The organism is Paenibacillus sp. FSL W8-0426 (genome assembly GCF_037969725.1).
GTDB lineage: Bacteria > Bacillota > Bacilli > Paenibacillales > Paenibacillaceae > Paenibacillus > Paenibacillus hubeiensis.
In genome coordinates this window covers 5035456-5049909 of record NZ_CP150203.1, presented here as the reverse complement: position 1 = coordinate 5049909, position 14454 = coordinate 5035456, and the positions used below count along the sequence as shown (strand labels likewise).

At 49.8% G+C, this 14454-nt stretch carries 13 protein-coding genes; 10 read left to right on the top strand and 3 right to left on the bottom strand.

The annotated features are described in order from the left end of the window. Window position 1: 1 nt before the first annotated feature. The 3 genes from MKY59_RS22950 to MKY59_RS22940 all read left to right on the top strand — a co-directional run bounded on the left by MKY59_RS22950 (window position 2) and on the right by MKY59_RS22940 (window position 2329). Complete coding sequence (locus tag MKY59_RS22950) at window positions 2-769, top strand: ABC transporter ATP-binding protein (RefSeq protein WP_339273938.1); 768 nt, start codon at window positions 2-4, stop codon at window positions 767-769. A 39-nt stretch (window positions 770-808) separates the two neighbouring features. Then, window positions 809-1375, top strand: a complete 567-nt coding sequence (locus tag MKY59_RS22945) for a nitroreductase (protein ID WP_339273937.1) — start codon at window positions 809-811, stop codon at window positions 1373-1375. A gap of 363 nt (window positions 1376-1738) precedes the next feature. Further along, the gene (locus MKY59_RS22940; RefSeq protein WP_339273936.1) at window positions 1739-2329 is read left to right on the top strand and encodes an NADPH-dependent FMN reductase; all 591 of its coding nucleotides are present in this window, start codon (window positions 1739-1741) and stop codon (window positions 2327-2329) included. Between the two features lie 87 nt (window positions 2330-2416). Here MKY59_RS22940 and MKY59_RS22935 read toward each other — a convergent pair whose 3' ends face one another. Further along, a complete protein-coding gene (locus MKY59_RS22935; protein ID WP_236421116.1) occupies window positions 2417-3073 on the bottom strand; it encodes a DUF421 domain-containing protein in 657 nt (218 codons plus the stop codon). A gap of 226 nt (window positions 3074-3299) precedes the next feature. Here MKY59_RS22935 and MKY59_RS22930 point away from each other — a divergent pair, with 226 nt between their 5' ends. Both MKY59_RS22930 and MKY59_RS22925 read left to right on the top strand, forming a co-directional pair. Beyond that, window positions 3300-3683, top strand: coding sequence for a hypothetical protein (locus MKY59_RS22930; RefSeq protein WP_339273935.1), 384 nt, complete (start codon window positions 3300-3302; stop codon window positions 3681-3683). A 118-nt stretch (window positions 3684-3801) separates the two neighbouring features. Further along, entirely contained in the window at window positions 3802-4464 is a 663-nt protein-coding gene (locus MKY59_RS22925; protein WP_339273934.1) for a ribonuclease H family protein, read from the top strand. A gap of 85 nt (window positions 4465-4549) precedes the next feature. On the opposite strand, the gene MKY59_RS22920 is transcribed toward MKY59_RS22925, so the two are convergent. Continuing rightward, entirely contained in the window at window positions 4550-5554 is a 1005-nt protein-coding gene (locus tag MKY59_RS22920) for a PQQ-binding-like beta-propeller repeat protein (RefSeq protein WP_339278458.1), read from the bottom strand. 480 nt (window positions 5555-6034) lie between these two features. Between MKY59_RS22920 and MKY59_RS22915 the strand changes: the two genes are divergently transcribed. Together MKY59_RS22915 and MKY59_RS22910 are read left to right on the top strand one after the other, a co-directional pair. After that, window positions 6035-6910: an alpha/beta hydrolase gene (locus MKY59_RS22915; RefSeq protein WP_236421112.1), complete on the top strand. Its 876-nt coding sequence runs from the start codon at window positions 6035-6037 to the stop codon at window positions 6908-6910. Between the two features lie 238 nt (window positions 6911-7148). Then, window positions 7149-8138: a serine/threonine-protein kinase gene (locus MKY59_RS22910; RefSeq protein WP_236421111.1), complete on the top strand. Its 990-nt coding sequence runs from the start codon at window positions 7149-7151 to the stop codon at window positions 8136-8138. 104 nt (window positions 8139-8242) lie between these two features. Here the strand turns inward: MKY59_RS22910 and MKY59_RS22905 are convergent, their stop codons facing one another. After that, complete coding sequence (locus MKY59_RS22905) at window positions 8243-10318, bottom strand: vWA domain-containing protein (protein ID WP_339273933.1); 2076 nt, start codon at window positions 10316-10318, stop codon at window positions 8243-8245. Window positions 10319-11127: 809 nt separating this feature from the next. On the opposite strand from MKY59_RS22905, the gene MKY59_RS22900 reads away from it, so the two are divergent. From MKY59_RS22900 to MKY59_RS22890, 3 genes are all read left to right on the top strand, one after another. Next, a complete protein-coding gene (locus MKY59_RS22900; protein ID WP_339273932.1) occupies window positions 11128-13296 on the top strand; it encodes a transcriptional regulator in 2169 nt (722 codons plus the stop codon). 131 nt (window positions 13297-13427) lie between these two features. Then, window positions 13428-13853 (top strand): membrane-associated protease 1, encoded by a 426-nt coding sequence (locus tag MKY59_RS22895; RefSeq protein ID WP_236421108.1) that lies wholly within the window; start codon window positions 13428-13430, stop codon window positions 13851-13853. 119 nt (window positions 13854-13972) lie between these two features. Beyond that, entirely contained in the window at window positions 13973-14440 is a 468-nt protein-coding gene (locus MKY59_RS22890) for a DnaJ domain-containing protein (protein ID WP_339273931.1), read from the top strand. Window positions 14441-14454 lie beyond the last annotated feature (14 nt).

Genomic DNA, 14454 nt, shown 5'->3' with positions numbered 1-14454 from the left:
AATGAAACTGAACGTTGAAAATGTATCCATCTCGGTGCTGAACACCGACATCATTCGCAACATTTCGCTGCAGGTCAACGGCAAACAATTCGTCGGCCTGATCGGCCCGAACGGCTGCGGAAAGTCCACCTTGCTCAAGAGCATATACAAGGTGATCAAGCCGCAGCAGGGCAGCGTTTTTCTGGACGACATGGACATTCTGAAATCAAGCCCAAAGGCCGTATCCCGACATATGGGCGTGGTAGGCCAGTTCAATGAGCTGAGCTTTGATTTTACGGTGCGCGAAATGGTCATGATGGGGCGAACCCCGCATAAACGGCTGCTTGAAACCGACAATGATCAGGATTACGAAATTGTGGAGCAGGCCCTAGCCAAGGTGAATTTGACCGGACATGCGGATCGCAATTACATTTCCTTGTCCGGCGGAGAGAAGCAGCGCGTGGTGCTTGCCCGCGTACTGGCGCAGCAGCCCGAATTTCTTATTTTGGACGAACCGACGAACCATCTGGACATCAAATACCAGCTGCAGATCCTGAACACGGTCCGCGAGCTGGGCATCGGCATTTTGGCTGCGCTGCATGACCTTGAACTGGCGGCAGAATACTGCGACTACCTCTACGTTGTGAAGAAGGGGCAGATCGTGGTGCATGGGAAGCCGACAGATATTCTCACCCGCGAAATGATTGGCGAAGTGTTCGACGTCGACTGCGAAATCTATCAAAACCCGGTTACGGGCGGGCTTGGTATTGCGTATCTTAACGCGCGCTAAATACACGATAAAGAGGGAGTCCGGAAAGAGAGGGATAGCGTGAAATACACGGTGGAGCATACACCTGTTGCCAAAGCCATCAAAGAACGCCGGTCAATCCGGCAGTTCAAAAGTGATCCCGTATCCCAGGACATGCTGCTTTCCTTGCTCGATACGGCCAATTGGGCACCTACGCATGGATTGCGCGAACCCTGGCGATATATTCAGTTTTCGGGCGATTCCCGCCATATTTTCACGGAAGCCGTGCTGGATGCATTATCCGCGGACGACCGCAGAAGGGTGGAAGAGTCGCGAAGAGCCGAGTACATGACGATTCCCGTTCACCTGGTGGTTGTGATGAAAGAGGACTCGCGTCCGAAACAATGGATCGAAGACTTCGGCGCAGTGTGCAGCTGGGTGCAATGCTTTCAGTTGGCTGCGTGGGAACAGGGGCTTGGCGTCGTATGGAAAACGAATGCTTATCAGTTCGCGCCTTCGTTCCGCGAGATGGCGGGCGTTCAGCCCGGAGAACGGGTCGTCGGCGTGCTGCATATCGGTTATCCGGAGGTTGTACCCAAGCCGCGTCCAAGAACGGCAGCCGAAGAGAAGCTTACCATTTACAATTAGGTCCGTAGCCCGTGAGGTTTCGGAGGGGGGGTTGCTATAAGCAGCGTGGAATAGCATGGATCATTTCCAAGCCATTGGGATGGCTAGAAGTGGTCTTTTTTTGTTTTTGTACGCATAATATATGTCGTCTATACTCGCTTAAAAATATTTCACCAACTTACTTGACAATACTCAGTGAAGAAATTATAATCACTTACATAAAGTAACTTAAATTGAGCACACGACATTAAGAGGACACGATCCGTAAGGAGAATTGCCTTTTCCATGTAGTGATCAATGAAGGAAGTCAGCAGGATGAACAGAGCCGCATTGATTTGTAGGTCAATAATAAAATACCTGTAATATGGATTGGATGGATGAAAGATGGGTTTCTTGAAAAAAATATTTGGACAAACGTCCGAGGAGGAAGTAACCATGACTAAATTGAACATCGGAATCATTTTGGGAAGCACTCGCGAAGGCCGCGTTAGCCCGCAGGTAGGGGCATGGGTCAAAGAAATTGCAGACAAACGTGGAGATGCCAATTATGAAATCGTGGATATCTCGGATTACCAATTGCCATTCCTTGGCACAACCGACGGTTCAGAACCGGGCATCGCAGCATGGAACCAAAAGCTCAACGAGCTGGATGGATTTGTGTTCATCGTGCAAGAGTATAACCACAGCATTACCGGTGCATTGAAAAACGCCCTGGATTTCGCGCGCGAAGCATGGAACAACAAAGCGGCGGGGATCGTAAGTTACGGTTCGACGGGCGGTGCGCGTGCGGCTGAACATCTGCGCGGCATTATGGGCGAACTGTTGATCGCCGACGTGCGGGTACACCCGACACTGTCTTTGTTCACGGATTTCGAGAACGGAGCCTTCAAACCGCAGGCGCTGCACCTGGATAATGTGAATGCCATGCTGGACCAAGTGAATGCTTGGAGCGGCGCTTTAAAAACATTAAGATAATGTACCTAACTGAAAACTGACGTCGGTAATCACCGGCGTCAGTTTTTTATTTGGGAGCCGCCGCAGGCGATCTGTTCATCATAACGATTATTGCAGTTTGGGATCGATCGGTATGGTGTGACCGCCCGTGCCGACTTCCTCGAAAATATCCGTGGAGTTACCGTTTTCGGGCAAAGGACCGAGGGGGTGTTTTGGCTGCACATCGCTGGATGCTTCGTTGGCCGCTGCCTTGACTCCCGCATGCTGGGCATCCAGGAGCATTTTGCCGTTCAGCAGTTCTTCCAGTTCCCCGATCGTTACGGGACGCGCATGGCGTTTCAATACGTAGCCCAATTGACCATTGGGCTCGACTGTAGCCGATTCCAGATCACTGATGCTCGAAATGCCATTTTGCCGCAGCTGCATCTCCAAGTGGTCCACGGTGTAACGCATGCGTTTCAGGTTGGGGATAATCACCTTTCCGTCTTCTACCACCATTTTGGAACTTCCACTCATGAGCCGCTCGAAAATATTGAATTTCAGCTGAAGCTGCTCGACCACGAGCAAAATCGCAATAAAAACCGCCGCTGATCCAATCGCTTTGCCGAGTTCGTGATTCGCAATGGGCTGTACGATCGTGGTTCCGATCGAGATCATGATGACCGTCGTGGCGACGCTCATTTGCGAGATGGATTTGCGTCCCGCAATCCGCAGCAGAATGATGCCCGTCAGCGCAAGCAAGATGGATTTCCATATCCAGTCCATGAGCAGCCTTCCTTTCTGTACGGTCCTGTTCTTTTTTTTAGTCTTCTCGCGGTATGGGTGAATTATGCAGTTCTATCCCCGAAAGGAAGGGGGCGAGGAAAAAAGTCCCAAGTGATAAAAAGGACCATTATCCTAGATTCCAGGATGCGGGAATGACCGATATTAATATAAGGTAGCCTTTCCAACCAATGAGGAGTGATGCAAGATAGATACGATGTATTCGAACATGATCCAAGAACTTCTTTCCGGGGAAGATTCTGAAGACGTGATTCAACAAGTAACGGAAATGGCCCAGAACAAGGACATTTCTCCATTAAATGTACTATTTGAACTGCTGAAAACAACGGAAAACGACAGATTGCGAAACGAAATCGCCATTGCATTATCCTCACTTGATCAACAGGATTATATTTTACATATAGAATACATCATTCCATATATCGGTGATCCCGCTCTGGAAGTGAGCGCACAGGCATTGATGTTGTTGGAGCAAATCAAGGACAGGCTATCCGACCAACAAATCCAGAGCTGCCTGGAAAGCTTGGAATGCCAGATCAAACATAATGAAAATAAGCTTTTGGTCGTTGCCTCGGAAATATTAAAGGGATGAAGATAACCGTCATACATAGGAAAAAGATGAAACAACGGCTTTCATTCCGTCCTTCCGATCGTTTACAATAGGTTATTGAATGTATTGAATGCAGTAAACCGAGGAGCGGTAAAGGGATATGGCAAAGCAGAAATATTATGTCGTTTGGGAAGGCAAGAAACCCGGCGTATATAGCACTTGGGCCGAATGCAAGGCTCAGACCGATCAATATGCAGGTGCAAAATACAAGTCATACGAATCCAAAGCAGCGGCAGAGCAGGCTTACCATGCAGGCTGGAAAGGCAATTGGGGCTCCGGCGCTGCCGGTTCGGGCGCTTCGTCCAAAGCCCGCTCGGGCAGCGCCGGACGGAGTGCAGGGATGGAAACGTCAGAAACCGTCGATTACGACAGCATCTCGGTGGATGTGGGTACCCGCGGCAACCCGGGGCCGGTGGAATACAAGGGCGTGGATACCAAGACGGGAGAGATTCTGTTCTCGGTGGGCCCGATTAACAAGGGAACGAACAATTTGGGAGAATTTTTGGCCATCGTGCATGCCTTGGCATACCTCAAACAAAGAGGAAGCAGCAAGACGGTATACTCTGATTCCGTCAATGCCATGAAATGGCTGAAGCAGAAAAAGGTATCCACGACGTTGCCGCGCGATGCTTCAACGGAAGAAATCTGGCTGATGATCGACCGTGCGGAGCGGTGGCTGCAGACGAATACGTACCCCAACAAGGTATTGAAATGGCAAACGAAGGAATGGGGCGAAATCAAGGCGGATTACGGACGTAAATAAGGCCGGCATGCTCCATTTTCCAAAAGGAACGATATAACAAAAAAAACAGCAGTCCGTTGCAGAAACGGCTGCTGTTTTTTTAAACCTATTGTACAGCTGGCAATGTGTACTGGGACAACTTAAAGAAATCTTTTACCTCATACAAGTAGCCATTCCCCGCATAGTAATATTCTGATGTTTCTTCGTCATAAGGGAGATGATAGATCGTTTTCAACGTGGCAGGGTCCAAGACACTCTTGTACTCGTTCTCGTTGATTAACAATTGATGGTCGATCGTTTTATGGACGACCTGCATCGGATCGGTCAGTTTCATGGATTTTTTAAGAAGCAATCCTTTGGCGCCGTATACCTTCATTTCTCCGTTCTCATACACCACATAGTTCTTTCCTACGGACTGAACCGTGGCATTCCCGGCGATGCTGCGGACCCATAATGTTTTTCCTTTAGCATTGAGAGCAATTAACTGGTTCCCCTTGGAAGGCACGTTCATGCGGAGAAGGAGATCGCTGCTATTATAAACCCAGGAAAATCCCGCAACATCAATATACGCATTGCTAGGTGGTGTATATGTAAACTGCTTGTTCAATTTGGAGCCGTAGACGTCAATCTTTGATTTAACCAAACCTCCAACCTGTGAAACCAGATATGTCCCGTCCACTACGCTGTACTGATCCCCGAGAGCCCGCTCCGACAGCTTTTTCCCGTTTGTGCCGTAGGCGTAGGCCCATGGGACAAATTTTCCATTGGCATCCCGTTTGCTGGGGTTGATCAATATAATGGTTCCATCGTTCATCACAACAAGTTCATTGGCTGCAGGTACAGGCAGCATCCAATTCAGTTTACCGGACGAATTGACCGAATATAGCTTTGTACCCCTGCCATCTTCTACGAGGGCATATACGGAGCCTTTAGCGCTATAAGCCATTTTGGTACTCCAAGGATAGGCCATCCCTTTTTTATAAAAAGGATAAGACCACTTTTCTTTTCCCGTTGTTCGATCGACGGCTGAAACGATCCCCACTTCCCATATCTTGGTTTCCGATTGGACGGATGATGTTGAATGAATGTATACCGTATTGGTATTTGGCACGTGATAAGGTGCTTGGGGAAATCCGTATGCTTCAGATGCTAACGTTTTTCCCCAATTGGGCTTGGGCAATGATGATCCGGCGGATGCAGATGCTGGCCCACTTAAGGATAGGACTGCAGCTAATCCTGCCATCAACATGAAATACAACCATTTTCCTTTACGCATAGTACTCCTCCTTGGATTTAATTTTGGTTATTTTTACCTCGATAAGTATAATGCCGGAAGCGAGGAAAAGAAACAGCGAAAAGGAGCTTAACGAAAACAAAGCCTTTTTTCTTATAAAAAGGGGTGAAATCCCGTCCATATCGCAAATTAAGGGGCCATAATGACGTAAAAACAACGTCTGCAATAATCGTTATTTACATTTTCCAGTTTCCAATTTATAATCAGTTCCAAATGATAGTTACATGCGAGGGAGCTTGTCACTGACGGGCTTTTTTCTATGTCAAGAAGAATGGCATTATATTGCAGGAGGCAGACATGAGTTCCATTTATAGAAGTGAAGAAGGAAAGAGCAGCATTCTGGAGGAATACGAGGCCTGTTTGGGGCAGCTCGGCGGGGATATTCGGCGGGAGTACGTGGACACGCGCTTCGGCAAAACCCATGTGTTATTGACTGGACCGGAGGATGGCAAACCGCTGTTTATTTTGCAAGGCGGCAATTGCGTGAATCCGATGACGTTGGCATGGTTCTCTTCGTTGTTCGGCGATTACCGGATTATTGCTCCAGACACGATCGGACATCCAGGCTACAGTGAGGAAGCGCGAATCTCTGCGAGGTTTGACAGCTTTGCGATGTGGGCTGCCGATCTGCTGGACCATTACGAGATCCCAAAAAGCGCGTTTATCGGGGCTTCTTTTGGCGGCGGCATCGTACTGAGGCTGGCTACGTACATTCCGGACCGGATCGCCTGCTCTGTGTTGGTCATGCCTGCGGGAATTGCTGCCGGTTCAAAGATCAAAATGGCGCAAGACGTCATCCTTCCGTTCTTCAAATACAAAATGACTTCTTCTGCCGCTTCACTGCAAAAGATCGCGGATAACGTGTCCTGTGGCTGTATGAAAGAATCGGATAAAAATATCGTCGGCAAAATATTCAAACACGTCAGTTTGGAGCAGGATCTGCCCAAGCTGACGGAGAAGGAAGAACTAAAGGATTATGCTGCGCCCACTCTGCTGCTGGCAGGGGAAAGAGACATCTTTTTCCCGGCAGACAGACTGGTGGAACGTGCGCGGGAGATTATTCCGAACGTACGGACGATCACGTATGATACGGGCCATTATCCATCCCAGGAAGCGCTGGTGCAAATGAATAAGGACATCGGTCAGTTTCTTCGGGAGAACTATGGATCATAGCATCCAGCTGTAAAAGTAAATTTAAAGGACGGGTGTTGGGACCGAAGTGACCTGATGCCATTCGGTAGTTCAACCGTGTTAAAACGACGGGATTTAAGCCTTGAACAGCAGGACCGTGTTTCAAAGTGCATCGTTTGGGGTAAACCATGGGATTACGTTTCCAGCTGGATCCCTGTGGATGCTTCAAATGGTGCACATGAAACCGGTTGTGCAGGAATAGCTTGAAAAGAGGTAAGTCATGCGAAAAGGCAACGAAAAAGACGCGCTGCAGCGCAACACCGTTTTGAACAATACATATCAGGTAAGACGGGTGATCGCCCGAAGCGAACTGACCATCGTATATGCCGGAAGAGATCGGTCCACGGGTGCCAAGGTTGTCGTCAAAGAGTTTTTTCCACGAAGATTGGCGGGCCGCAAGTCGGATCACAAAAGCGCATATTGCGCTTCGCGGGGATATGGCGGGCAATATCGGGAGCTTCTCGCTGCGTTTATGCTGGAAGGTGAACTGCTGTCGGCACTGGATCATCCACACATCGTTCGGCATGTGGACCATTTTGAAGCCAATGACACAGGGTATGTGATCATGGAGTATTGCGACGGCGTGCCGATGAATGACTACCTGAAGGAGCATAACCACCGGCTTGATGCCGACTTTATCGGCACGACGCTGCTGCCGCTGGTGGATACGATCGAATACGTGCATAAGCAGGGCATCCTTCATCGGGATATCAAACCGACCAACATTATGGTGCTGGAAGACGGCACGCCAAAGCTGATCGATTTCGGCTCTGCCGTGCGCTGTCCGGTGGACGCCGGGCAGAAGCAAACGATTTTTACATCAGCAGGGTATTCGCCGCTTGAGTTTTATTCCGAGAAATCGGTGCAAGGACCGACCTCGGATCTGTATAGTTTGGCAGCCTTGTTGTATTATTGGACGTGCGGCCAGCCGCCGACGGATGTAAAACAGCGTTTGTTCCGGGATGAACTGCTCGCGGTTCGTGCCTATAACGAGTATGTAACCCGATGGCTTTCTTCCGTCATTCGCTGGGGGTTGACGGTCCGTTCCGAGAAACGCTGCTCTTCCCTAAGCTGGATCAAACGCGCCCTTCAGCTTCAGGCCATGGTGTGGAAAGTGCGCAAACCTGGGAATGTGGAATGGGCCGAGTCGGATCAGGAGCATACGCAAGTGTACGAAGCCCGAACCGGCTCCAAGCATGAAACAGCGTGAACGAAAACTCAAAAAGCCGGCTTCGCCTTATAGCGGCAAGGCACTCTTCATTGCTTGAAAACAATGGGAGTGCCTTGCGCGCAAGGCGAAGTCGGCTTTCTTTTTTACATCGCCGATGTTCCGGACTTCTGATGCGGTTCTCTGGATTGCCCTACATAAATGTTAGTGCTCGGCTTGATTGCTTTGTACCTAATTTCGATTTCGGTAACGCCGTCTTCAAACGTAATATACAATTTATCATTGTATTCCAGTGCAGCGGTTTGTTTGCGTTGAATTGGCGTCCGGCCCCGAACCAAGGTACAATTGGTGTCGTGTCTGACCAGCAGCGTTTCTTTTTTGCCTGCTTCCAGCCAGATTCGTCCGGATTCCGGCACCTTGATGCCGATGTCCATCCGGTCGAACAACTCCCCAAGATTCACTTTGCGACGGTCAATCGAGGTCAGCGGCCAATGGGTAACCGGAATGTCCTCCCCGCTTGCCGTTGCGAGAAAATATCCTTCCAATCTGCCGCGGAACGCGGGCTTCGGTTTCAGCACGAACCAATACAGCGCGAACAGTCCGCCCGCCACAACGATAGCCAGCCCCGAATACAGCATCAGTTTCTCGCGGAAGGAATGAACCTGAAGCGAAATCTCCGCCGTGGTGCTTGCTCCTTCGGGGTCTGTTGCCGTGATCTGGATGGAGGAATTTCCCGTTCGCAGGGACGACAACTGCAATATATTTCCGTTAATCGAAGCTTTCTCGAACTTGCCGTTGTCGCCTTCAACGAGCTGGTAGGTGAGAGGGTCCTTATTGGCGTCCTCAAAATAAGCATTCAGATCAACGAGCGCGTCGCCATCATCCTTCGACAAGTCCATGATTTTCCCCGTTGCGGCAGGAGCCTGATTCGTAATATCCACCTTGACTGGCGTGATCTCCCTGTAGAAATCAGGTCCATCGATTCGCACACCCCATGTATACAAACCCGATTGGGCAAACACATACTCCCCTGTAAAACCTTTTCCGGTATTTTTCAAAGGAACGCGCTCCGTGTTTCCCTTCAAAGGTGTAATGACCAGTTCGGCTTTGAGCCCTTTGTACACGTTCAAATCTTCAATCGGTTTGGATTCCGCAGTCTGGTCATGCAGTGCCGCTTCAAAGGTGATCGTTGTGCCTTTCGCCGGCTTCTCCGTTGCCATGGCGGCCGCTGCGGACAAGTTATAGTTGCCCAGCAAGTTGATTTTAACCAAATCACCGCTGCGCCCCTTGAATTTCAGTTTGAACTGTCCCTTGACCGGCCGAATAATCTTCATCAGGGCGTATTTGTCCGATCGGATGAAGCTGACGTTGCTGGACTGGTAATACAGCTGGGCCTCCGAAACGGCATGGTCAGAGAGCATGATGATATTGGCGTCAGCCATGCTTGAATTCGGAATATCCACCGTGACCTCCTGCATCGCCCCGGTGGCGGTAACCGCAGCGACCGATACCAGAACGGATTGAATCTGATCCGCGAAGATCCGGTTGAAGATTTCGGGCAGATCGTCCGCGCTGCCGGTAATGTATGATGAACCGCCCGTCTCGGAAGCGATGCGTTCAAGCTCTGCCGGATCGACCGTGCCATCCCCGTTCAGCCCGACCGTGTATATCGGGTAGCCGGCCTTTTGGGCCATTTCGATCACGTTGTCCACATCCTTGGAAGAATCGGAGACCGTTCGGTTCGTGGACCCGCGCAAATCCGTTTCGCCATCGGAAAGCAAAATCATAAACGGTTTGCGCTGATCATCGCCCGATTGGGCAAGGAGACTCGCACCGCGTCGCAATCCAAGTCCCAGATCCGTATAACCGGAACGTTTCAGACCGTCAATGCGGCCCCGAAGAGCGTTCCGGGCTCCGGAAGAGGAGATATCCGTTAACGGTATGGAGGAAGTGACCCTGTCGTTATAAGCGACAAAGCCCAGCCTTGTCTTGGGTCCGCTGCTCATGTCCATAAACATATGGATGACTTCTTCGGCAATGCGATCCTTGTCAGTCTCATTCATGGAATAGCTGACATCCAGCACAAACATGGCATCGAGGCCCTGATATGACTGGGTCTTGACTGCCGAAGCGGCAGAAGCTCGATCCGAATGAAATGGAGGCAAAATCAGGGGGATGAAGAGCATGATCATCATCCATAGTTTGAGTGTTTTTCGTTTCATGAGAGGCATTTGAAGCTCCTTTCTGGTCGAGTACATGATTGTTTCAAGCTATATAGACCGCACTAATCATTCACACTAGGGCACTGCGAGTGCAGTACCATCTTCCGATCGCTGTTATCCCCAGATTTTTGGGATTCCCCTTTTCTAAGGGGGAAAATCCGGTGATAAGCCTATGCTTCCGATGCAGCTTTCTTTCAGAAAGCTTTTAGCGAACGCTTTGCTTCTCCAGATTGGTTCTGCCTCTCCGTTAACGTGTGTTTGTATTTTGCGGTTTATATAACGTGATAAATTATGTGTTTTTTAAGTCTTTGCTGGCGCTCGATTTAACCGGGTTACATGTCGTTATGTATATAAAAGCTAAGCGAATCGGTTTGTTTACAAGTATTTTAAATCTTGAATAGGGGCTAAACCCCATCCGTTTAAAAAGATTGTATCTCATCCAAATTCTAGTATATTCTATATCATCGGCACGCTCCGTCAGGAAATGAAGTAAATTACAAAAATTAGTCCTTTAGGAATATTCGACAGGCAAAATTGAGCTTTTAGTCCTATATAGGGGAATATTGACAAAACATATTGCTGATGATTAAGATGAATTCCATAAATCTCCAAACAAACGGCATAAATCTGGTTCGCAAGTTCCGGGTGTATGTTGACGGCACGATCTATCAGTCGCATGTCTGCCGAATCCTGATGATTCTGCAAGCTCATGACCAAAGGCGGATGGAGGCGGGCGGAGTGTCAAAAATTGATGGAGGGAGGTAAGCGTTTGCTCCAAATGCCCATGTTTCCGGGCAAGCGCTGACTGAATGGACATTATTAATCAAACCAACCGAACGATGCTTTTCGAAGAGATCAACCCGGAGAAGCTTGACCTGATCACAATCGTGGGCGATGTCAAAGGCATCGACAGTCTGAGTGACGACAAGGTCAAAGAAATCAACGAGCATTTGCTGGTTCGCAGCTTTGACGAGTTTCTCGACAAGTTCTCTCCCAGCGTGTACTCCTTCTTCAATGCGGTAAATCAGAAGGTCATGTATACGCTTAAAAAGCCGGAAAACATTCCGGACGAGGCCATTTCGGAGATCAAGATCGATCACAGCAACGATTTCCTGAGAATGCTGTTTACGTTGATCGATACCAAGCGCAGCCAGGGAATTACCAACGTCGACTTCAAGTTCGAGAACCTGCTCGACATGATTTCGCCGAAAAAGGTGATGGACGACATCCGGCAAGTCCGGAAGGAAATCCATTACATGTACGGGCAATACGAGAAGCTGGACGACGGAGATCCGAAGAAGCTGGATGTCGGGGACAAGCTGAACGTCATGTTCGAGGAAGCCAGCCGGAACTACAACAACGTGATGGCGATGCTGCCGCTCGCGATCGAAGATATCAAAACCCGGCTTCTGCTCGGCAGGGCCCAGGAAGAGACGGCATCCGAGGCGATTCAAGTTGGTAAACTGACGATCGGCGAGAGCGGAGAATTGAAAATCATCGAAGCTCCGAAGAGTGATAACAACGAGTTGATGCTACTCGATGAGTCTTCCAGCACGGATCTGACACAGGTGTTCGCGGATGATTACGATTCCTTGTCCGAATCGCCATCCCCTTACGTTCAGGATCTGGTTGTCCGTACATTCTGCCCGCTTCCGGCGGTACAGAGTGAAGTGGATACGGCCGTTGAGGTGCAGAACTACAATACATACCTGGAGTTCTACAAGACGGCCAAGGATGATTTCGTGAAAACGGTCAAACCGCTCGTCGAGAAAATTTTGGGCGTCAAAATGTACTTTGACCAATATGCGATCAAAAACAAAGGCATGCAGCCGTCCATGCTGATCACCAATGCCAAGCTTGACATGCTGGTGAAAAGCAGCAATATTCCGCGGCTCGAAACGTACCTGAACACGGTCAATGCCAAAAACGATTTCACCGATACGATCTGGTTCGGCATCGTCCCTTCGGTGGAGCTTGAAAATACCGGCAACGTCAAAGTAAGCCGCGAACGCTTCCGGGGTAACGACAAGGTCGTTAAACAGGACGGCAACAGCATGGAATCGCTGTCAATGCTGCTCAACGTCATCAAGGATTACAAAATCCAGGTCTTCTTCAGCTTCGAATCCGGGGAAGATTCCACGTTCAGCAGCATGGCGACGGCCGGGATCGACAAGTACGTCGACAAATGCGCCATGTTGACCCGAAAGGAATACAGCGAATTCGCCATTCCGAGCGCACCGAATTTCACGATCATTCCGAAGGAGAAGTCAGGCGTCATTATCGACAGCCGCATGCTCCAGACAGAACATGGCGTGGAACTGTCCAAAGAGAAGGAAGACATTTTGAAGCTTTGGATCGAAGGCGTGTATGTAGGGGCTTCCTATGTCGCTGCGGGTATCGTTGCCGCGTACCAGTGTCCGGAATATTTGCGGGCCGCGTTCAAAAACGTCAATCGCGATTATCCGGGGGTGCGCTTCGATATCGAGGCGGGCGACAACAGCTTGCGCGTCGTAACCACGATGACGAAGGAAATTTCCGGGTTCACGAATACGATCAAGGATGCCATCAACCGGAAAAACTTCGGCTTCATCTTCTCTTCGGAGAACGCGCAGCTGCAGGACAGCGACATCAAACGGATTACGGTCTACAAAGCCAGAAGCATGGCCATGTCCGAGGACGGTTACGATTCGATCTACAAAACGCTGGTCAGCACCTACATCGAGCGCCTGCTTCGTTTCCAAACCGGTGATTTCAAGCATGAAAACATCGTCAAGTTCTTCAGCAACAATCCGAGCAGCCAGAAGAGCAAATGGCTTGGCAGCCGGGGATCGGTCAATTCGATCATTCAGGAAGGCGACGACATGAGCTATATCATCGACGAGAAGAGCAACATGTGCCACATTGACCTGGTGTTCAACGGCAACGTGAAGAACCTCGAAGTCATGATTACCAAAGGCACCAGCGCCATGAGAGCGTAGTGGGCACCCATTCATTTCGGTTTTAGAGGTCTCGCCTCAGGGCGTACCTTTATAACATATATATTCCGGAATGGTTCCGTTCAACGGGCCAAGGCCGGAGACATTTTATCATTCCAAGGAGGTAACAATTCATGGGTTTTGTATTGAAAGTGGAAGGCGCAGAAACAATCGAGCTGGGAATGGATAACATCCGCACGGTCGCTTACGACACGGATACACCGGATGACTCCAACGCAAGATCCACGGATGTGGGCGCAACATTGCGTATCAGCGGCAAAATCATCACCGCAACGGACGGCGACAATGCCGACGACACGATGAAGCTTGCGCTGTGGTCCCTCGTTCCTGCCGAGAAGGCGGATTGCTACCGCAAAGTGACGCTGGAAGTTATTGCAGCGGATCAAGTGGTACGCAAAATTTACTTCCCGAACGCATTCGTCGTGGATTACAACGAACGTTTCGGTGATACCGAAGGGGTTGGTGAATTCAGCCTGTTCATCAAACAGAAGAAAGACAAAACTGAATTCACCAAAATTGAAGGCGGCTTCCCGGTTTAAGAGGGAGCTTCCGTTCGGGGCCGGCCGTCACCGGCACCGAACGCACCATCAGGTTAAGGGGCACTTGTGCCCCTTAATCTTTATTTTACTCTTACCTCAGAGAGGGAGCAACGAATACGATGAAAAATTATTATGCGGTGCTTGAGGTGGACAAAGGCGCTTCGGCGGAAGAAATCAAAAAAGCGTACCGAAGGCTGGCCAAAAAGTACCATCCTGACGTCAATCAAGGCGACCCCAAAGCAGAGGAACGCTTCAAGCTGGTGCATGAAGCCTATAGCACGCTGGGGAACCCGGAGTTGAGAGCCGCGTATGACAGGCAGCCTGATCCTGCATCGCAAGGTAGCGGTAAAGGTCGTTCGTCAGCGCATGCTGATGCACGGCAGGGTAGCTCGGCCCGAACCCATCAGGACATGAAAGACCCTGGTCAGTTCTGGGGAGACCCGTCACGGATGCAACAACAATTCGAGCAATTTTTCGGCTATCGTTCCAAGGGCAAGGATGCTGCGAACGGGAGTAAAACAGGGGCCAAAGATCCAACGGACATGTCCGCCATGTTTGAGCGTTATTTCGGAGTGCGAAAAAAGTAGGCCGGAAATCCAGC